The organism is Wolbachia endosymbiont of Drosophila simulans wHa, assembly GCF_000376605.1.
GTDB lineage: Bacteria > Pseudomonadota > Alphaproteobacteria > Rickettsiales > Anaplasmataceae > Wolbachia > Wolbachia pipientis.
In genome coordinates this window covers 37,459-57,376 of record NC_021089.1, presented here as the reverse complement: position 1 = coordinate 57,376, position 19,918 = coordinate 37,459, and the positions used below count along the sequence as shown (strand labels likewise).

At 35.9% G+C, this 19,918-nt stretch carries 16 protein-coding genes, 1 tRNA gene and 3 pseudogenes; 8 read left to right on the top strand and 12 right to left on the bottom strand.

Going from position 1 to position 19,918, the window contains the following annotated elements; all coding sequences use genetic code 11:
- Positions 1–125 precede the first annotated feature (125 nt).
- The 8 genes from WHA_RS00245 to WHA_RS00210 form a co-directional block, all read right to left on the bottom strand.
- Positions 126–731: an OmpA-like protein gene (locus WHA_RS00245; protein ID WP_015588785.1), complete on the bottom strand. Its 606-nt coding sequence runs from the start codon at positions 729–731 to the stop codon at positions 126–128.
- Between the two features lie 118 nt (positions 732–849).
- Positions 850–3,300, bottom strand: a complete 2,451-nt coding sequence (gene leuS / locus WHA_RS00240) for a leucine--tRNA ligase (RefSeq protein ID WP_015588784.1) — start codon at positions 3,298–3,300, stop codon at positions 850–852.
- Between the two features lie 12 nt (positions 3,301–3,312).
- The gene (locus WHA_RS00235) at positions 3,313–3,909 is read right to left on the bottom strand and encodes a murein hydrolase activator EnvC family protein (RefSeq protein ID WP_006279879.1); all 597 of its coding nucleotides are present in this window, start codon (positions 3,907–3,909) and stop codon (positions 3,313–3,315) included.
- A gap of 45 nt (positions 3,910–3,954) precedes the next feature.
- Positions 3,955–4,281: a MerR family transcriptional regulator gene (locus WHA_RS00230; protein ID WP_006279880.1), complete on the bottom strand. Its 327-nt coding sequence runs from the start codon at positions 4,279–4,281 to the stop codon at positions 3,955–3,957.
- Complete coding sequence (locus tag WHA_RS00225; protein ID WP_006279881.1) at positions 4,281–4,586, bottom strand: integration host factor subunit alpha; 306 nt, start codon at positions 4,584–4,586, stop codon at positions 4,281–4,283. Before WHA_RS00225 ends, WHA_RS00230 begins: the two co-directional genes overlap by 1 nt.
- Before the next feature lie 60 nt (positions 4,587–4,646).
- Positions 4,647–5,834: an MFS transporter gene (locus WHA_RS00220; RefSeq protein ID WP_015588783.1), complete on the bottom strand. Its 1,188-nt coding sequence runs from the start codon at positions 5,832–5,834 to the stop codon at positions 4,647–4,649.
- A gap of 371 nt (positions 5,835–6,205) precedes the next feature.
- Positions 6,206–7,708 (bottom strand): leucyl aminopeptidase, encoded by a 1,503-nt coding sequence (locus WHA_RS00215; RefSeq protein WP_010962337.1) that lies wholly within the window; start codon positions 7,706–7,708, stop codon positions 6,206–6,208.
- A 96-nt stretch (positions 7,709–7,804) separates the two neighbouring features.
- Positions 7,805–8,446, bottom strand: coding sequence for a protocatechuate 3,4-dioxygenase (locus WHA_RS00210; protein ID WP_015588781.1), 642 nt, complete (start codon positions 8,444–8,446; stop codon positions 7,805–7,807).
- Between the two features lie 430 nt (positions 8,447–8,876).
- Between WHA_RS00210 and WHA_RS06090 the strand changes: the two are divergent.
- A pseudogene (locus WHA_RS06090) lies at positions 8,877–9,462 on the top strand (DUF6444 domain-containing protein); the annotation flags it as partial.
- A gap of 7 nt (positions 9,463–9,469) precedes the next feature.
- Here the strand turns inward: WHA_RS06090 and WHA_RS06085 are convergent.
- Positions 9,470–9,874, bottom strand: a pseudogene (locus tag WHA_RS06085) (IS4 family transposase); the annotation flags it as partial.
- Positions 9,875–10,093: 219 nt separating this feature from the next.
- Between WHA_RS06085 and WHA_RS00195 the strand changes: the two are divergent.
- The 7 genes and pseudogenes from WHA_RS00195 (at position 10,094) to WHA_RS00165 (ending at position 17,230) form a co-directional block, all read left to right on the top strand.
- On the top strand, positions 10,094–11,041 hold the full coding sequence (locus WHA_RS00195; protein ID WP_015588780.1) for an IS110 family RNA-guided transposase: 948 nt from the start codon (positions 10,094–10,096) through the stop codon (positions 11,039–11,041).
- A 199-nt stretch (positions 11,042–11,240) separates the two neighbouring features.
- Positions 11,241–11,513 (top strand): annotated as a pseudogene (locus WHA_RS00190) (hypothetical protein); the annotation flags it as partial.
- A 214-nt stretch (positions 11,514–11,727) separates the two neighbouring features.
- Positions 11,728–12,651 (top strand): hypothetical protein, encoded by a 924-nt coding sequence (locus WHA_RS00185; protein WP_015588779.1) that lies wholly within the window; start codon positions 11,728–11,730, stop codon positions 12,649–12,651.
- 66 nt (positions 12,652–12,717) lie between these two features.
- Positions 12,718–12,795: transfer RNA gene (locus tag WHA_RS00180), tRNA-Arg, on the top strand.
- Between the two features lie 82 nt (positions 12,796–12,877).
- The gene (gene dnaJ / locus WHA_RS00175; RefSeq protein WP_015588778.1) at positions 12,878–13,996 is read left to right on the top strand and encodes a molecular chaperone DnaJ; all 1,119 of its coding nucleotides are present in this window, start codon (positions 12,878–12,880) and stop codon (positions 13,994–13,996) included.
- Between the two features lie 331 nt (positions 13,997–14,327).
- Positions 14,328–15,962: a ribonuclease J gene (locus WHA_RS00170; protein ID WP_012673044.1), complete on the top strand. Its 1,635-nt coding sequence runs from the start codon at positions 14,328–14,330 to the stop codon at positions 15,960–15,962.
- Between the two features lie 5 nt (positions 15,963–15,967).
- Positions 15,968–17,230, top strand: a complete 1,263-nt coding sequence (locus WHA_RS00165; RefSeq protein WP_015588777.1) for a Tol-Pal system protein TolB — start codon at positions 15,968–15,970, stop codon at positions 17,228–17,230.
- A gap of 41 nt (positions 17,231–17,271) precedes the next feature.
- On the opposite strand, the gene gatC is transcribed toward WHA_RS00165, so the two are convergent.
- From gatC to WHA_RS00150, 3 genes are all read right to left on the bottom strand, one after another.
- The gene (gene gatC / locus WHA_RS00160) at positions 17,272–17,625 is read right to left on the bottom strand and encodes an Asp-tRNA(Asn)/Glu-tRNA(Gln) amidotransferase subunit GatC (protein ID WP_015588776.1); all 354 of its coding nucleotides are present in this window, start codon (positions 17,623–17,625) and stop codon (positions 17,272–17,274) included.
- Positions 17,615–18,541 (bottom strand): ribose-phosphate diphosphokinase, encoded by a 927-nt coding sequence (locus WHA_RS00155; protein ID WP_015588775.1) that lies wholly within the window; start codon positions 18,539–18,541, stop codon positions 17,615–17,617. The genes gatC and WHA_RS00155 overlap by 11 nt, the downstream gene beginning before the upstream one ends.
- A 303-nt stretch (positions 18,542–18,844) precedes the next feature.
- Complete coding sequence (locus tag WHA_RS00150; protein WP_015588774.1) at positions 18,845–19,711, bottom strand: ankyrin repeat domain-containing protein; 867 nt, start codon at positions 19,709–19,711, stop codon at positions 18,845–18,847.
- Positions 19,712–19,918: the final 207 nt, after the last annotated feature.

Here is a 19,918-nt window from a genome sequence, read left to right as displayed (position 1 = left end):
TTTTCTAATCTATAGTCAGCATTCAAAACCATATTCGAAAAGTATCTCATATATTTCCAGATTTTTTTAATGCTGTTTATTTCATCCTCAACATTGCCTCTACCTTTATGAACTAAGTAGCAGCATTAAAAATTATAACGTATTCCTACTTCTAGAATCGCGTCCGGTATTTGTACTGGTGGTTTAAAGCCACTTAGTTGCCCGCCTGCGGTAATACCAACTGTACCAACTATCTGTGGAGCAATTTCATAATCAACACCGACCTTTAGTTTATAGGAAATAGAACCCAGTATTTTATCTACTACAGATGCCTTCTCTCCAGCAGCTTCAATATCTTTGCTTGCAGGTTCACTTGTACCACTGTTACCAAAGCCAAAAGGTATTACTTGTAGGTATCCTCCTAAACCTCCGCTGACATATAGCTTAACGGGATCAATATCAAGGTTAGGGTAATAACGGTAATTTGCTAATAAGCTAGCCCCCATTTTCTTTTCTTCTTTACCAAACATATCACTTATGTCAGTGAGAACCTCAAGTTCAAACTTAGAGTTTTTGTCATGATGATAACCAAAAACAACGCTAGGTTTTATTTTTAAGCCACCACCCCATCCAGCACCAAAGTTTAAACCTGCATAATACTGATCTTCTGACTTACTTGCACTATTATTAGCTGTACCTGCTAGAGATGAAGTGAGCAACACAGCTAAAGCACATAATCTTTTCATTTTCATATAACTCCTCATACAAAAAAATATATAATGCATAAGTATATATCCTTTATATTAAAAAAGATATAATCGCATGCTAAAAAGAGTATAACCATGAAGTCAAAGATGCGCTACGGATTTTTTATATAACTATATTTACTATCTTATTTGGTACAGCATATACAGTGCGAACTTTGTTTTGATCGATCTTACTGGACACAGAGTCTATCGCTATTTTCTTCAATTCTTCTTGAGGTAAGTTAATTGCCACTTCGATTGTCGCACGCAACTTTCCATTGATCTGCACTGCTATAGTTACCGTATCGTCAACTAATAATGATTCATCAGCTTTTGGCCAAGGTTGACCTCCTATTTCTTGCCATAGGCTTTCAGCTAAATGCGGCATAAATGGTTCGATTACTCTGATTAGTATGCATATACCTTCATTAATAAGAGATTTTCCAGCTGCTACGTCTATTTCAGCTATTAAATTCGTCATTTCACGAAATTTTGCCACTACACAGTTTAATCTGCAGTTTTCCAAGTCATCTGTAAGTCCATGTAAGAGTTTATGAATTTTTTTTCTGTACTCTAGAAGTCCACCCGTAACACTTTTGCTATCATAGTGCATATTCACAGGCTTAAGCTGCATGACCATACGCCACAATTTATTTACATAACGAGAACAACCTTCCACACCATCATCGGACCATTCCATATCTTTCTCTGGAGGAGTGTCAGACAACACAAACAAGCGGGCAGTATCAGCACCATACTTTTCTATGATAAAATTTGGATCAACTGTGTTCTTTTTCGATTTGCTCATTTTCTCGACTTTTCCAACTTGAACCTTAGCTCCTTGTGCAATCAACTCTTTTGCTTCTGCGGGAAATAGCCACTTACCATTTTCGTCTTTATAAGTTGCATGGCAGACCATTCCTTGAGTGATTAAAGTAGAGAAAGGCTCTTTAATATCAAAATAGCCACATTTGGTTAAAGCACGGCAGAAAAATCGTGAGTAAAGCAAATGCAGAATTGCATGCTCTATCCCACCTATATAATAATCAACAGGCATAAAACGATTACATGCATCTTTGTCTATTGATTTATCTTCACTACAGAATGCAGCAAAATACCAGGAAGACTCAAAAAAGGTGTCGAATGTATCAGTTTCACGCTCTGCTTGCTTTCCACATTTTGGGCAATCAACGAACTTCCAAGTTGGGTGTTTATCAAGCGGATTACCACCACTTGTAAATTCCACATCTGTTGGTAGAACTACAGGAAGGTCTTTTTCTGGTACTGGAACAGTTCCGCAGTCTCTGCAATATATGATAGGTATAGGGCATCCCCAATAACGTTGTCTCGAAATTCCCCAATCATGTAAACGATAGTTTGTTGTTTTCTCACCTATCCCTTTTTCTTTGAGCTTTTTAATGATTACTTCCTTTGCTTCACTAACCGTCAATCCATTTAAGAATTCAGAGTTGCACATTATTTCGCCGCCAGTGTAGGCTTCTTCTAGAGTCACTATGGCTTGTGCACCCTTTTCACAAATAACAGGAATAACCGGCAAATCGTATTTCTGTGCAAATTCAAAATCACGCTGATCATGTGCAGGGCACCCAAAAATCGCGCCTTCCCCATATTCCATCAACACAAAATTCGCTATGTAAAGCGGCAATTCCTTATCAAGAAATGGATGCTTGACGTTTAATCCGGTGTAAACTCCTATTTTTTCGTCATTTTCCTCCTTTGCTTTCATGCCATCGATAAAGTCTCGTATTTCTTTGTCCTTAAGATCCTGCACAATAGGGTGTTCTGCTGCTACCGCAAAAAAAGAAGCTCCAAACCAAGTATGAGGAGAAGTTGTAAAAATCTTTAATTTCTTATTTAAGCCAACTATTTCAAAATCTATAGTTACCCCTTCAGATTTTCCTATCCAACGCTCCTGCATTGTTTTGACTTTTTCTGGCCAATTTTTCAAACTTTGCAGACACTTGAGTAAATCTTCAGCGAAATCAGTAATCTTTAAAAACCACTGGGATAACTTACGTTTTTCAACAACGGCGCCTGACCGCCATCCTTTTCCATCAACCACCTGTTCATTTGCAAGCACTGTTTGGTCCACTGGATCCCAGTTAACCCATGATTCTTTTCGATAGGCAAGCCCATGCTTTAAAAAATCCAGGAAAAATTTTTGTTCGTGTTTGTAATAATCAGGCTCACATGTGGAGAGTTCACGCTCCCAATTATAAGAAAGACCTATAGATTTCAACTGTGTACGCATATTATCTATATTCTCTTTTGTCCATGTTTCGGGGCTAATATTGTTATCCCTTGCTGCATTCTCAGCTGGTAATCCAAACGCATCCCAGCCAATTGGATGCAAAACCTCAAATCCATTAGCTCTCTTGTAACGCGCTATCACATCCCCTATTGCATAGTTACGTAAGTGTCCCATATGAATTTTACCAGATGGATATGGAAACATTTCCAACACGTAACACTTTTCTTGTTTACCACTCTTGCTTACAGAAAAATCCCATTTATCTTGATAAAATTTTTCAACACTTTTAAAATCATATTTCATATAAATCCAAATTCAATTACAGTTCATATGCATCAAAGGATCAACCGCTTGGCCATTATGTCGTATTGTGAAACACATCTGTGGATCTTTATCTTGTGTGCTTGATTTACCTGCAGATCCAATTACTTGACCTTGCTTTACTTTATCGCCAATTTCAACATGTATGTTTTTTAAATAGGAGTACACAGTCATGTAATTATCTTTGTGTTCCACTATAATTAAATTCCCATACCATCTCAGCCCTTTGCCTACATATATCACTTTGCCTGGTGCAGAGGAAACTACGTTCGTTCCATTTTGAGCAGCAATTTTTATGCCATCCTTACACATTTCATCAGAAGAGGTAGCTGAACCTTTAACTGGCATTACAAATTTACAATTTACCCCCACATTTTGTGTATTATTGTTATCTTTGTATATCCTATTTATGATGGCTTTTCTACTTTCTTTTTGCACTGAAGGCTCCCTAATTAAATGGTACTCTCTTGTATATTCCAGATCTCTTTTTCCGTAAAATTCTTCGCCTTTAAGCAGCACAGGTGCAGGTTTTTGCAGGCCACAGCCTATTAATATTGCTAATAACATAAGAAATGAGGCTATATGCCACATTTTAAACTCTCACAAAACTCCAAAATTTTAGCGAGACGTAGTGTTTCACGCCTGCTTGTTACTTTCCTCGTTATTTATTTTACTAGTTAAATAGTCCCTCAAATCGGTGAGTTCTTGCAACAAATTCTTTGTGACTTTTATATCATTACCAAATTCTTTTTGCACTCCTTTTATTGTATATCCTTTATCATATAGCATGTATTTTACTTTCTTTATGGCCTCTATACACTTGCGATCATATAGCCTTCTTCCTTTACGCTTTGTAGGCTTAATTTGATGAAATTGACCTTCCCAAAATCTCAAAACATGCTGTTCCAAATGTAGCTCTTCAGCTACTTCCCCAATCGTATAAAATAATTTTTCCTTGTTCATTAATTATTGATTGATTTTTTTATAATTTTTGAAGGCCTAAAAGAAACTGAATTTCTTGCCTGAATCATCACTTTCTCCGATGTATTTGGTATATTTCCTGGTCTTTCCTTCTTTTTCTTAACCAAGAATGTTCCAAATGACGATATTTTTACTATTCCATCCTTTACCAAGCTTGTCTTTATTTCGTCCAATATATCATCTATTATCGAAACAGAGTCTTCCTTTGATAATCCTATTTCTTGGTTTATATCTCCAGCTATCGTTGCCTTAGTTACTGTTGTGTCTTTTGTTGTAACGTGATCCATTATTGATAAATATTACAATACGTAAATATAATATAGCAATCGACTCGAGATTCAGCTACTTTATTTTTTAGAGTATGTCTCTTTTGTTGCATAATTTAAAATACCGGCAACTATCAATATCGCAAATATTGCAAAAAGTGCCATTTTATGATCTGTAAAAAGTGCTAACATTGACACTATAACTCCACTGCCAATAAACATAAATCCATTGATAATGGATGATGATGTGCTGATGTATTTTCGTTTCACAATCTCGCTGCCGACAGTAAAATTAAGCATATGTCCTCCCGCAAAAAACCCGAACATTAACATACAAAAGTACACAACGTGGACTGTTAAATGGCTGTATAGTAAAATAATAATTGAGACGCCTTGCAATAAAGCAAAAGCAGAAATTACATGTTTCCTATTTTTAAATAAGTTTGAGATTCGATCTGCAATTGGAGCACCAACTGCAAGACCAAGCCATAGTATTGCAGTTGCTATACCTGACTCCATTGCATTGAGTTCTGAGTTGCCCAGTAACCTTGGAGCCCACAAGGTATTAAGTGCTAAAAATGTTCCAAAAGTAATAGCACCCACCACTGAAGTTATCCAGATATCTCTTAATTTTAGCACTGTTAATATAGAGCACATTACTGTCTTCATAGAGCTTTTTATTGTGCGCTTTTCTGAGCTGCTTTCTGGAAGTGTGTTTGGACAAAAAAGCGTAAGTACAAATATCAACACACCAAATAGTATTATGCATACAATCAGATTTTTCCAATATGCATCTTCGGCAAGCAAGTTAGAGAACAGTATTTGAATTACCAAAGCAGAAAGGCTTGAAATTGTCTGCACTAGTGAAAACATTAGTCCAAATTGGGCAGCGGAAAAACATATGCTACTTGTGTGAGCAGCACCAATAAAACCAAATGATGCTCCAGTTGCAATCAACACTTGAGACAAAATCAAATGGGAGAAATTGTCACTATTAATAAGGACAAAAAACCCCAAGATCATAGTTGATAACGAGAAAAAATAAATTTTTTTACTGGAAAAAACATTAAACGTTGCTCCACTAAAAAATTGTAAGATGGCGAAAGTCCAAGTATATGCTGAATTAGCCAGTGCAACTTGCGCGATTGTAAGTCGAAGTTCCTTTTCGAGATTTACACTTATAAAGGTATAAATTATCTGCATGTTGCTGAATATAACAACCAAGTTACTAATCAGCCAAATGAACCAAGCCTTAGCTCTGCTTTCCATAAGATTTATTTTTATAAGTAATCTATTAGAAATTTAACACTAAGTCTCTTTTTAAGCTATTGTTTCCTGACTACTGTTATAGCTAACCCAAAAAACGGTTTCCCTACGTCATGCCGCCGCGGTATCTCTAGATCCCGCTAACAAGCAGCGGGATGACGAGCTTATCGTCACGCCGCCACGAACCGTCATACCGCGATTCATTCGCGGTATCTCAGCCGCTAACAAGTAGCGGGATGACGGTTGTCAGGGTGTCATGAAAGTAGCTGACACTGGAATCCAGAAAAAAAGAAATATGTATCAGCTACTTTCATTTGCTGCGCCTCGAAAATAAACGTTCATGTAGCTAAGCCATAAATCCAGTATAAAGACCTTTAATCATTGGCTTCGTAGTACTTCTCAACCAACTTATTAAGTAACCTTACACCAAAACCTACTGCTCCTCTTGGACAAATGTCAGTACCTTTCTCGTGCCAAGCAGTGCCTGCGATATCTAAATGTGCCCAGCAAGTTTCATTCACAAAACGCTGTAAAAACTGTGCAGCCATTATGCTATCTCCACCAGAGCCTGCAGGAGCGATGTTTTGAACATCAGCAATCGGTGAATCAATAATTTTGTCATAAGTTTCATTCATAGGAAAACGCCATAACTTCTCATTTACTTCATTTCCTGCATCAATCAGACGGTTTGCTAATTCATCATTATTTGAAAAAAGACCAGCATATTCGTTATTTCCAAGTGCAACCACTATAGCACCAGTTAAAGTTGCAAGATCAATCATAAATTTTGGTGAGAATCTATCTTGCGTATACCATAAAGCATCTGCAAGTATGAGCCTTCCTTCTGCATCGGTGTTCAACACTTCTATTGTTTGTCCAGACATTGAAGTTACTACATCACTTGGTCTTTGAGCATTACCACCCACTGCATTTTCTGCAAGTGCGACCACGCCAATTGCATTTACTTTTGCTTTTCGTCCTGCTAAAGCATGCATCACCCCAACCACAGTAGCAGAGCCTGCCATGTCATATTTCATCGACTCCATACCACGTGAAGGTTTGAGTGATACTCCACCAGTGTCAAACGTTATACCTTTACCAACAAAAGCTATAGGCTTTTGTTCTTTAGAAGCTCCATTCCATTTTATCACTACTAATTTTGGTTCTTTACTACTTCCTTGTGCAACTCCAAGCAAGGCTCCCATTTTTTTCTCTTCCATCTGCTTTTTATCAAGCACCTCGATTTCAAGGCCAAGCTTAGTAAGTTCTTTTTTTATATGATCAGCATAGGATTCTGGATATAGAATGTTAGGAGGCTCTGTTATAAAAGAGCGCGCAAGAAATATACTCTCACCTTCTTGCCTTAAGTGCTCAAATGATCTTTCAGCATTACTTAATTGTTCATCTTTTACTAATACGGTAATCTCCTCTACCTCTGTAATTTTCTCATCCTTTTTAGTTTTATACTTATCAAACTTAAAACTACGCAGAAACGCACCATATGCAACATTTGCTGCACTACCTTCGATTAAAACCGCTGCTTTTTTAATTTTTAATCTGCTTAGCTCACAATATATTTTACCACCAATATTTAATTCTTTATTTTCATTCCATTCATCCTTCTTACCCAGTCCAACAACTATAACATTTTTTTCTTCTGGCAAAGCAGTAGAGAAAAATTCACCAAAACTTCCATTGAAATCGCTAAATTGCTTTATATTATCTATGACCTGTTTTCCTTGCAAAACTCCGCCATCATTTACGGTTTCGTTGTCTTCAAATAAACCCATTACTATTGTTTTAAAATCGGGCGAAATTTTAGAAATTGTTATTTTCATTGCTGGTATCTCCGTTGCAAATAATTGTAAACTGTACATAAAACATAGCAAAAACATCAGTAAGATATTTTTCATATACATCCTAAGTACAATAACACTTAAGTTTACTATGGACTCCCTTACATGCAAGGTTTTTTATCTTTTATTAGAGAACTTATTATATCCGCCCAAGGTAATGTTAAACGTATAGGTTTTTATGACCTGATCACTGTAAGTAAATGGTGTTATGAGAAGGCTTGCAAGCCCATTACTAACAAAATCTTCAAGAACAGGATCAGCGCAATTATCGCAATTATGGTCAGCAAAAAACATTTGCGTTGTGAATTCTGGAAAATCCGGATGTTGAACTAGAAAGTTGATATGTGGAGCTCTATCACCAATTTTACCAGGTGCTATCGTAATAAAATTATAATAGCCAAGATTATTCACTACAAACCTTCCTGATCCAGCAAAATTCAGATCATCCTCTATATTCTTATCGTAATGGTTCACGCCGCGTGAATTCGCGTGCCATATAGAAACTACAGCATTTTGTATTGGTAAGCAGTTTATATCAGTAATTCTACCCACTATGTGTATTAATTCCCCTATTGCACTATTTGGAGAACCAGGTTTTCTTCTTAAATTGTTTGAAGAGTTAAAATTTTTTGGCCTTGCATCAAGGTCATATATTTCTGGAGTTTCAATGCAGTTGAGCAAAACAGGATCAGCTGCAAATAGCGGCAAACTGAATACCATTTGTACTAAAAACGCTAATAAGATATTTTTCACATTCATTTCATTTATAATAGACTTCTTGCATAACCATATAACAAACTTTTATTGGGAATAGAAACGAAAAAATTACTTTACAAACTCCGCCAGCCCTCTTATCATAAAACTGAAGGTATTCAGTTATCTTCATCTGTGCAGATTAAACAGCAAGAAAACAACGTAGTTGGCGTCTTATTTTTAATTTTTTGCACTATGTGCACCTTATGTCTTCACAATATTTCTAGGTTTTTACCTACACAAGCTGAAACGCGCTTATAAGTCGTTCAAGACAGTATAGTACGCCAATTTGCAGGATTAGAGAGTGACAACTAGCTAACACGGGGTTTCTTTTGCCTTTTTTTCTGTTTAGTAAATTGTATCCGTTCAGCGGAGTGGTAGAATAAGGTAGACAAAGTGATCTAAAAAGATAATCATAGAGCAAAAGTGAGGTAATGTGGTAAACCTTTTAGAACTTTGCAAAAATTTACAGCAAAAAATAGAAAAACTGAAAGCAGAGATAGAAAACTTAAAAGCAGAAAATAAAGCTTTAAAGATAGAGAACGCTGAATTAAAGGAAAGGCTTGGTTTAAACTCGAAAAATTCATCTCTACCGAGCTCTAAAGAATTGTACAAAACAAAAAAGGACAAGCCAAAAAGCGAAAGGAATGTTGGCGATCAGGTTGAGCATAAAGGAAATTTTCATGCTACAATGGAAGCGGATAAAGTAGTAAAAATAGAGTTGCCTAATATTTGCGAATGCGGAGGAGAGCTTGTAATATGCGAAAAACCTTATGTTCACCAAAAAGTTGATCTTCCGGAAATTAGGCCTTATGTAGTAATTGGAACATGGTCGTTGTTGGAGATGCAGAAAAAGAAAAAGTAGCAAGTTACCAGAAGGTGTTACGCCAGATACATTTGGTCCAAGGGTTAAGTCTATAATTGCAGCACTCAGCGGATTTTACAAAAACTCAAAGCATGAAGTGGCTAGTATCATAAATGACATTTTTAATTTGAACATAAGTGTTGGCAGCATATCAAATCTTACTATTACCCACAAATATGAGGTTCGTGAGCAAGTCGCCATCCTTCTGCTAGATCAAAGAGACGTCTCCACCCTTTCCAAAGAGTAATTGGTCCTGGTTTTGGGTCGCTTTTTCTTGCTAAATGACCTCCAAGTTCACGAAACGGCTTCTTTTATAGTAGGGGCTATATTTGGACATGGTTTCCTGTGTATTTTAACATATAAAACTTTCCATTCTTCCTCAGCTAATAAGGCAGTACATGGTAATGTTGGGTTAGTTCTTGCAATTGATGTAATAAAGAAAATTCTCCAAGCAATAATGCTCATGACTGTTAAATACCTCATTAATCTTTCTGCTGTTCCAAGTCTACATTCCTCAACTTTGAGACCGGATTTAAAATTTTATGTAATATCTCTATTTTCCATCTAAGGAAATTGTAAGTTAAAAACGTGATATAAAAGAGATAAGAGAGAAAGATAACCCTGCTCACTAGGAATAGCGGGCGTGCGCGACCGAAAGGAAATTGGTATTACAACCGTTGGTATCAAGGTACGCTAGCCCTATCTCTCGATACGTTTGAATAGTTGCTTGGGACATATATATGCACCCGTTTACAATCTTAAATTAACTAAAACTATCGAGGTTTATTATGGTTACATCTTATCAAAATTTTATTGGCATTGACATCGGAAAATTTAAAAATGTCGTTGCAATTCACAAACAGAAGAATGCTGTCGAATTTGATAATAATGCTTCTGGTTGGCAACAATTATTTCAAGAGTTTTCAGATATTCTACCTAATGCTTTAGTGACTTTAGAAAATACAGGGAAATATGAGCTTGGCTTATCACATTTTCTTACCGACAAAAATATTGCCGTGCATCGAGCTAATACTCGTAAAGTAAAAAGCTTTATTTTATCTCACGGAGCTTTAGCAAAGTCTGATAGATCAGATGCAAGAGCTCTTGCTCAATATGGATTTGAACGCCATAGAACTATCTCTCTATTTGTACCTACCTCTACAGAACAATCAACTTTGGCTGCACTTTGTCAACGTCGTGATGATATTACGCAAATGAGAACTCAAGAAAAATGCAGACTTGAAGCACCGGAAAATGATCATATAAAAGAAAGCTGTCAAAAGACCATTGAGTTTTTCGATAGTCAAATAAACGAACTCAATGATACTATACAAAAGATTATTGATGAAAGCCGCGAATTACAACAACGCCAAAAAATTCTTAAAACAGTTCCTGGAATAGGTAAAAAGTTATCACAAGATTTTTTGTGTTTAATGCCAGAGCTTGGTTACTTAAACAGAAAAGAAGTAGCAAGTCTTGCCGGAGTTGCACCGCATCCAAAAGAAAGTGGTAAAGCTGTTGGTTACCGAAGGATTACAGGTGGTAGAAGTAACGTTCGTTCAAAGCTCTTTACAGCCGCTATGGCTGCTACAAGGTCAAAATCTATACTTGGCGCCTTTTATTCTAAGCTTGTTGAAAGTGGTAAGAAGAAGATGGTGGCTATAACAGCCCTAATGCGTAAAATTATAGTAATTGCTAATACAAGACTTAAAGAAGCAATTAATTTGCATACTTAAAAATCTTCACAACGGTAACTAAAATTGGCTAATGAATATGTGCGTCCACACAGACTTAAAGCACATATTCATTAGCTTAAGCAGAAATTGCTGTGGTAGCTGTTTGATATAAAATTCTATTTCTATGACAAACGGGTTTTTATTGCCCATATAATTTGCAAAATTACACAAATAAAAAAATTTTTAAAAAACATAGTTGATAGCAGAAAAAGCACCAATAATAAAGTTAGCCTACGATGAGTTAGACAAGTTTTGCTGGAATGAGAAAGATTTAGTAGCATATGAAGAAAGAATAATGGATCTGCGGAAAGAAGAAGCCATTCTTGAATACAAACTTGAGGAAGGTATAGAGAAAGGAAAAATCGAAGTTGCAAAAAATTTACTTAAAGCTGGTGTATCTGTTAATTTAATAGCTGAATCCACTGGCCTTTCTCAAGCTGAAATTGTACAGCTTAAGCAAGAAGTAGCCTAAGTATCACGTTTTTCAGGGCTTTTTTAGCTCGGCAGTGGTCTGAAAAGTCCATTTTTCACTTTATAAAATGTTTATATTTTACCACCTACTTTATTTGAATAAGTTCTTCTGCCACACTCTGAACGGATACTTGAATCAGGCTCAAGTTGACAAGTAGATGTTATCTTGTTATAATAAATATTTATTAATTTAATCTTAACTTAAGAGGGTATTTATGGTAGCAAGTGATAGTGTTTTAAAAAGGTATGCGTTAGCCTATATAAAGAAATTAGGTAATAATAATAATATTGAAGGGTTTCTACAGTATTGTAATAATACACCGAATTTAACTTGGAGCAAGGAGAATTTTAAAAATGTGTATGAAGAATTTACACATCCAAATTCAAGCAATAGGCACGATACAGGAAGCAGAAATGATCAATATAACGCAGGGAATAACGCACAACCTACAGGCTCTCAGACTACACATATACATGTATACAATGATAGAGGTTTAGATTTTTGGGATTATTTACTACTTCGCAGCCTGTTTGGTGGTCATACTACAGTTATAAATAACCCTGGTTTCAGTAGTGGTAGCCATCAAAGCAGAGAAGATAAGAAAAAAGACTCAGAAGACAATAGAAAGTTATTAGCTTTAGGTATGGTAGCTGCAGTTGTGTGTGTTGCTTTCCATGCTGGTATGTGTTTTTGGTATAACAGCAGCAGAAAAGTGGCTAGAAAAGAAGAAAAAATAGATTACCTGGATAGTAAATTTAAAACGTTCAGAAATATAGAATTTGCGGTTGGCGCTGTTTCTTTGGCAGCTTTGGTAGCTTGTGCTGTTTACCCAGTCTTACCAGTGTGGGGTTTAGTTATCCTTGGCGTTAATTCTCTTGTGTGTTTTACTGGTGGTTTAGCTTTTCATATGAAGCATGAGGAAGAATCAGAAAATATCGAGAAAGCTGAAAGAGCGGTAGATAGCTATCTTAAACAAGGGCATGGTTATGGAGATTCTTCTCGTTATGATGCACCACCTCCTTACTTTTCTCAAGATCCTAATACTACTCCAACTGCTCCTCCTCAAAATGCATTTGATAATCCTTATTTGCAACAGAAGTTTGGGAATTGTAAGGGGTTCACGCGTGATAAAAATTAACAGTTTTATTTTTAGCCAAATTAATTGAATCAAGCTACAAAACCTGCTAAAGTTAACTTTGTGAAAGCACCCTTAGCTCAGTTGGATTAGAGCATTTGACTACGGATCAAAAGGTCGGGCGTTCAAGTCGCTCAGGGTGCACCACATTTTATAGGAAACAGAAGTCACACTTGAAATTAATATATGTAATACCTATCTTTAAAGGTTAAACACTAAACTATTATATATGAGCAAAAAAGACTACTATGATCTGCTGGAAGTAGGCAGAAATGCCAATATTGATGAGATAAAAAAAGCATATAAAAAATTAGCGTTAAAATATCATCCTGATAGAAATCCTGGCAATAAAGAAGCAGAGGAAAAATTTAAAGAAGTAACAGCTGCATATGAAGTTCTGTCTGACTCTGAGAAAAGGGCAGGCTATGACCGTTATGGCCACGAAGGTGCTTCTGGTGGATTTCAAGGCTTTAGCTCTGCAGGAGATTTTAGCGACATATTCAATGACTTCTTTGGTGGAGGATTCGGTGGTGGTGCAAGTAGATCGAGAGCAAAAAGAAGTACAACAGGAGTATCTGGAGCAGACCTACGTTATGATCTTGAAATTACCTTAGAAGATGCATTTAAAGGAATACAAGCGCCTATACATTATGTGACAAATGTAAAATGTGATACATGCCAAGGCACAGGTGGCGAAGGAGCAATTAAACCAGTTCAGTGCCACACATGCCAGGGAAGCGGTAGGATTAGAACTCAACAAGGCTTTTTTACCATCGAAAGAACATGTACTACATGCTATGGGGAAGGAGAAATAATACAAAACAAATGTAAGAAATGTGGTGGAAGTGGACGTAGAAGAGATGAAGTAAATATATCCGTTTCAATTCCAAAAGGCATAGAAGAAGGAGCTAAGGTAAGGATAAGTGGTAAAGGAGAAGCTGGAACAAAAGGTGGAAAAAGTGGAGATTTATACGTATACGTGAAAATAATTTTCCATAAAATCTTTGCTAGAAATAAAGCAGATTTACACTGTAAAGTGCCTATAAGAATGACACTAGCAGTGCTTGGTGGTGAAATCGATATTCAATCAATTGATGGAGCTAAAATAAAAGTAAAGGTCCCTGAAGGCACTCAAACTGGTACCAAACTACGTTGTAGGGAAAAGGGTATGCCATATATGAACTCACATGCTCGTGGTGATTTATACGTACAGGTAATAGTTGAGACTTTAAATCCAAAAAATTTAACTAAAAAGCAAATTGAACTATTAAAAGCGCTTGAAGAAGAGGAAAATGCAAGTGTACAACAGCAATCTGAAGGGTTTTTTAGTAAAGTAAAAAAAAAATAAGAAATCTGCTAAATGACATAAAGGGGTAACTGTTTACGGGTTTTCATTTAATCCTGCAATTTTTTGATCTCACTCATGGAAAACTTAACAATAATTAGCCAATAGAAACTTCTTAGCTCCTTATAGCCAAAGTGGCTTAGGTTTACCTACAATTTGAAAAACAACAAATTCGTCATTCCGCTACTCGTTAGCGGAATCTATACCGCGAATAAATCGCGGTATGACGTTGGGAAACCTTTCTTGGGTTAGCTATAAAACTATGTAAAAGCAATAAATTTCTTTATTTAAGGTCGAAGTTTTGCTATTCTCAGGTTTTAATAATTTAAATTTAATGAATATAAACAAAAATGAGTTTTTATTTCTTCCGCTTGGGGGAGTAGGAAGAATCGGGATGAATGTTAGCCTATATCATTACCAAGGTAAGTGGATTATGATCGACCTTGGTGTTGGTTTTGCAGATGAAACTATGCCAGGTGTTGAGCTGCTCATTGCTGATATAGATTTTATTGCTCAAAGAAAAAAAGATTTACTTGGAATAATAATTACACATGCACATGAGGACCACTGCGGTGCAGTGCCCCACTTGTGGGAAGAGTTGCAGTGCTCCATATATACAACAAAGTTTACGGTTAATTTTCTTAAAGAAAAACTAAAAGAATTTCGATTGGAAGGTATAGTGCCTGTAAAAGAGGTAGACATAAATGGCAGCATAAATTTGGGTCCTTTTACCGTCGAGTTTATAAATGTAACTCATTCAATTCCTGAGGCAAATTCAATATTAATTAGCACTGAAATGGGTAGTGCACTCCATACCGGAGACTGGAAATTTGATCCAAAACCTGTTGTTGGATTAACTTCTAATATGGAGCGTCTAAAAGAAATTGGCGATAAAGGTGACCTGCTTGCAGCAATTTGCGATTCAACCAATATATTAAGCAAGCATCACCCTGAGTCAGAAGGTGAAATTTATAATAATATTTATAACATAATAAAGCGGTCTAAAAAATTAGTTGCTGTTTCGCTATTCGCTTCAAATGTGGCACGAATTGAAACGATAAGCCAAGCTGCAAAAGCACTAAATAGAAAAGTAGTTTTACTTGGTAGATCTTTATGGAGAATAGTGAAAGTTGCGCAAGATAGTGGTTATTTAACTGATTCTCCTCAGTTTCTTGAAGCAAAGGAAGCAGTAAATTTTCCAAGGGAAGAACTGGTGCTACTTTGCACAGGTTGTCAAGGTGAGCCACTGGCAGCTACCGCAAGACTTGCTGCTAAGAGTCATCAAGCATTTAAAATGCAGCAAGGTGATACCATGATCTTTTCGTCAAAAATCATTCCTGGAAATGAAACTCGTGCGCACAACATGCTCAATGCCTTTATTGAGATGGGGGTAGAAGTTATTACTGAAAAAACAGAGCATGTTCATGCTTCTGGGCATCCAACAAGAGAAGAGCTAAAGGAAATGTATTCTTTAATAAAACCGAAGATGTCTATTCCAGTTCACGGCGAATATATTCACACGCATGCACATGTAAAATTTGCTAAAGAGTGCGGTGTGGCAAAAGCAATAATGATTGCACCAGGTGATATTGTTAATTTGGAGAACGGAGAAAAAGTTGATTCAATTGATGTTGACTACTTTGGTATTGATGGTATGCTGCTACGTCATCCGGAGAGCAGTGTTATAAAAATGCGTAAAAGGATGAGAGATGCCGGAGTTATTGTGGTAACAGCAGTTGTAAACAAGAAAAATAAATTGCTTGCTAAACCAAAAGTATTTGTACCTGGTGTTTTTGAAGTGCTAGAAGATGCAGCTACCATACAGAAAATTGTCAAGAAAGTTGAGTCGTTGTTTAGTTTGCAGCCAACAAAAAAAATTAAAAATAAGATTGAAAGTTCAATATTGAGTATCTTAAAGGAATATTTACTAAAAAGGCCTATAATTGAGGTTCAGATAGAACAGGTATGAAATGAATGAAGCTATTCGTTCATCTGGTGTTATTTATTTCGTTATTTATTCCTTATTTTACAAAAGCTGCTTTATATGTTGATATAAAAAAAAGCAGTGTTGGTAACATTGGTCTTGTTGTATCTAAATGTACATGTAAAACAGCGTTGGAAAGCGAATTAAGCGAAAATATTGCAAAGGTAATAGGAACAAATTTATCTAATTGTGGCTTATTTAATGTAAAACGTGGCGCGGAAGCTGAATCTAAATCTTGGAAAAGCGATACTGTAGTCACAGTAAGTTTAAGCGAAATATCTGGTAGTGCATTAGAGCTATCATTTCGTTTATTTGACACTTTTACAAAAAGAGAATTACTTACTCAGTCAGTTGTTTTTCCAGCAAAAGACTGGAGAAAAATTGGTCACCTCGTTTCGGATGTGATACATGATAGATTAATTGGTGAGAAAGGGCACTTCAACACAAAAATCACGTATATCGCTGAAGAAAAAGATAGCAACTACAAATCTGTGCGTAAAATTGCTGTGATGAATCAAGATGGAAGTAATATAAAATACTTAACAAATGGCGATAGATTTGTGTCAACACCGAGATTCTCACCAAATGGAAAGGGTATTGTTTATATCTCGTACGCAAATGGTAAAAGTTATATAATATTAAAAAATTTAAAAGATAACACTGAATCAATAATCAGCGCATTTGAAGGAGTTGTTTCTGCACCAAGATTTTCTCCCGATGGTAAATCTCTTTTAATTTCCCACTCATTGGGTGGTGAAACGAATATATTATCTTTGGATTTAAGTAGTAAACGAACAAAAAAAATTACTAAAGGTTCAGCTATAAGCACTTCTCCCTCTTTTTCTCCAGATCAAAAGTATATGGCTTTTAGTTCTGATATAAGTGGGAGTCAGCAACTGTACGTTATCGATTTTACTAACAAAAGTAAAAAACCTAAAAGAATTAGTTTTGGAAGTGGAAGATATGCTACGCCTGTTTGGTCGCCAAAAGGAGATCTGATAGCTTTTACAAAGATTCAGTCAGGAAAATTTTACATAGGAGTTATGAAGCCAGATGGCAAAGAAGAACGTCTGCTTTCAGAGGGGCATAAAATTGAATCCCCGGCATGGCTACCAAATGGTAGAGAAATCATTTTTACAAGAACAGAATCACCAAGCAACTCTAAACTATATTTAGTAGACTTAGTAAAGAAAAATCAAAAAATGGTTTCCACTCCCACAAATGCTTCTTTACCGGATTGGTCTTATTTTTGAAAGTAGATCTATTATAGGTTTGATATGAGCCTTATTTTACTTTAATCGCTTATAACCTTTGGCACTACAAAATACCCATGCTCAGGTTTTGTATTGGACAATATCTCTTTTTTAATGTTTTGAGAATTTATAACATCATCGCGTACATGAATGTCCTTGTCTATGCTGCCATAACGCATAGGAGAAACACCTTCAGTATTAACTTGCAATAAAGTATCGTGTATCCAATCCAGCATTGTCAGTTCTTTGGAGTAGTGATCAATCTCGTCATTTGATAACTTAATCCTTACAAGCTGTGCAATTTTAAGCATTTCTTCCTTGGTAATTGTTATTTTTCTCTTATTTGCAAATTCTATTAGTGAAGTAATAACGTCTTCTGTTGACTTAGCTGGCATTTCTACCTCCTTGGATGAAGTGAGTTAAAATATTTACAACCGAAACAACTTCTATTTTACCAGTTTTTTCAAGTTTGTGAAGTATGGTATCCGTAATCACTAATTTATCTAAAGAAGAGGAAGAGATTTTCTCAACTGCACTTCCTGAAAGCACACCGTGTGTGATGCATGAAGTTACGGACTTTGCTCCGTAACTTTTTAAAGCAAGAGCTGCATTACACAACGTTCCACCAGAGTCAACTATATCATCAACAATGACACAATTTTTGTTTGCAACTTCTCCTATTATGTTCATTACTTGAGATGTGCCTGCTTTCTCCCTATATTTATCTACTACAATAATCTTATCACTTAACCCTATCTTGTACTTTTCCTCTAAAGCCCTCGCAAAAGCACGTGCTCTGCCAATTGCCCCAACATCAGGTGCAACAATTGCCAAATTTTCCGTGTTTATAGAGTCAACAAATGCTTCAAAGCAGTTCAAATTAGTTACCGGTACATCAAAGAATCCTTCAATTTGACTTGAGTGCAAATCAATAACTGCAACACTACTTGCACCTGCAGTTTGAATAAGATTTGCAACTAATTTAGCACTTAAAGCAGATTGCATATTATTGTTTTTGATAATTCTATCTTGTCTGCTATATCCATAATAAGGAATAATTACTACTATCCTTTTGGCTCCTAATCTATTTACTGCATCAATTATAAGCAGAAGCTCCATAAGGTTATCATTCACAGGGGGAGAAAGAGATTGTACTATGTATACTTCTTGATTATACAGATCATTTGCTACTTCTACATTTACCTCGCCATCGGTAAACTTTGATATCCAAGCAGAGGATGGTTGAACATCTAGCCGGTTAACTACTGATTCCCCTAATTCCTTACTAGCATTACCTATTATTATCTTCATAACGCACTAATTGAGTTTTTAAGATTATACAGAAATTGTAAAATAATTGAAATGTAAGTTTCTTTATCTAGTATTCTTGTCGGCGAATTAGGTATCTCTTGTACAATGACCTGTCATTTTCACGCATTGTTTCAATATACAGACCCAAATTGAAACAACTATACAAAATCCTGCTTATGTTTCAAGATAAATGACTTTAATGAAATATAATTTATCTAGTCATTTGTATCTGCTAACATACTACACTTCCCATTGTAGAGCCTCTGCAACTTACTGAAATTTATAATCGCTTTATAAAAAGTTTTATACTCTTTGCTTAATTGGAGGTGCTACCTCTGCACCTTCTGCTCTGTCTAGGGTACTACTTGGTTTTTCTGCAGTAATTTTTTGAATGCTACCATCTACCTTATTCTTGATATCTGCTCCATATGATCTTAATACTTCAATAGCTTTTTCGTTTCCACTATTCAGCGCAATATCCAAAGCATCCATTCCATCATTATTTTTGTGGTTGATAAAATTCTCTAACTCAAAGATTTTTATATATTGCTCAATGATGAATTCTACCACTTTTCCAGGGCAATTATTAGCGGCAGGAAAGAGTACTGCATTGTTATTATTGTCTTTCTTTGTTACATCTGCTTTGAGCTTGTCTATCAAATACTTGATAATTTCTATTCTGCTATCATCTTCTGCTTCAGTGCACTGCCTAGCAGCTAAAAACAGAGCTGTTCGCCCATTATTGTCCACATCTTCAATATCTTGTCCCTTATCAATTAAGGCTTGTATTATATTTTTGTTCCCATACAAAGCAGCAAAGTGAAGAGGAGTATACCCTTCGGTGCTTTCTCTTTCATTAATCAATGCACCATGGCTAGCTAGTAATTCTATAAATTCTGGCGTATTTGCAAAAACTGCAAAGTGCATTGGTGTTAGATCATCTTTACCATGATTTTGAGTTTTTGCATTAACGTTTGCTCCATTTTTTATTAGCAATTTTGCTATTTCTAATTGTTTGCGTCCGATGGCAATATGCAGTGGCGTACGATTGCGTTCATAATGATCATTGACGTTTGTGCCACACTTTATTAGTAGTTCTGCAGCTTCAATATTACCTTCCTGAATTGCAACATATAAGGAAGCATATCCATCTTTTGTTTCCTCTGTCATACGAAATTGCGAACATGTTAGTTCATATATTATTAAGGATTATTATTAAGTTTTTATTAATACAATATTAATGTAGCGGGATGACGAGCTTATCGTCATCCCGCCGCGAACCGTCATACCACTGCGAACCGTCATACCGCCGCGGTATCTCTAGATCCCGCTAACAAGCAGCGGGATGACGGTTTTTCAAATTATCGTAAGTCAGTT

Excerpts from the sequence above, each read along its gene's own strand:
- WHA_RS00245 (WP_015588785.1), bottom strand. The coding sequence starts at position 731 with ATGAAAATGAAAAGATTATGTGCTTTAGCTGTGTTGCTCACTTCATCT.
- leuS (WP_015588784.1), bottom strand. The coding sequence starts at position 3,300 with ATGAAATATGATTTTAAAAGTGTTGAAAAATTTTATCAAGATAAATGG.
- WHA_RS00235 (WP_006279879.1), bottom strand. The coding sequence starts at position 3,909 with ATGTGGCATATAGCCTCATTTCTTATGTTATTAGCAATATTAATAGGC.
- WHA_RS00230 (WP_006279880.1), bottom strand. The coding sequence starts at position 4,281 with ATGAACAAGGAAAAATTATTTTATACGATTGGGGAAGTAGCTGAAGAG.
- WHA_RS00225 (WP_006279881.1), bottom strand. The coding sequence starts at position 4,586 with ATGGATCACGTTACAACAAAAGACACAACAGTAACTAAGGCAACGATA.
- WHA_RS00220 (WP_015588783.1), bottom strand. The coding sequence starts at position 5,834 with ATGGAAAGCAGAGCTAAGGCTTGGTTCATTTGGCTGATTAGTAACTTG.
- WHA_RS00215 (WP_010962337.1), bottom strand. The coding sequence starts at position 7,708 with ATGTACAGTTTACAATTATTTGCAACGGAGATACCAGCAATGAAAATA.
- WHA_RS00210 (WP_015588781.1), bottom strand. The coding sequence starts at position 8,446 with ATGAATGTGAAAAATATCTTATTAGCGTTTTTAGTACAAATGGTATTC.
- WHA_RS00195 (WP_015588780.1), top strand. The coding sequence starts at position 10,094 with ATGGTTACATCTTATCAAAATTTTATTGGCATTGACATCGGAAAATTT.
- WHA_RS00185 (WP_015588779.1), top strand. The coding sequence starts at position 11,728 with ATGGTAGCAAGTGATAGTGTTTTAAAAAGGTATGCGTTAGCCTATATA.
- dnaJ (WP_015588778.1), top strand. The coding sequence starts at position 12,878 with ATGAGCAAAAAAGACTACTATGATCTGCTGGAAGTAGGCAGAAATGCC.
- WHA_RS00170 (WP_012673044.1), top strand. The coding sequence starts at position 14,328 with ATGAATATAAACAAAAATGAGTTTTTATTTCTTCCGCTTGGGGGAGTA.
- WHA_RS00165 (WP_015588777.1), top strand. The coding sequence starts at position 15,968 with ATGAAGCTATTCGTTCATCTGGTGTTATTTATTTCGTTATTTATTCCT.
- gatC (WP_015588776.1), bottom strand. The coding sequence starts at position 17,625 with ATGCCAGCTAAGTCAACAGAAGACGTTATTACTTCACTAATAGAATTT.
- WHA_RS00155 (WP_015588775.1), bottom strand. The coding sequence starts at position 18,541 with ATGAAGATAATAATAGGTAATGCTAGTAAGGAATTAGGGGAATCAGTA.
- WHA_RS00150 (WP_015588774.1), bottom strand. The coding sequence starts at position 19,711 with ATGACAGAGGAAACAAAAGATGGATATGCTTCCTTATATGTTGCAATT.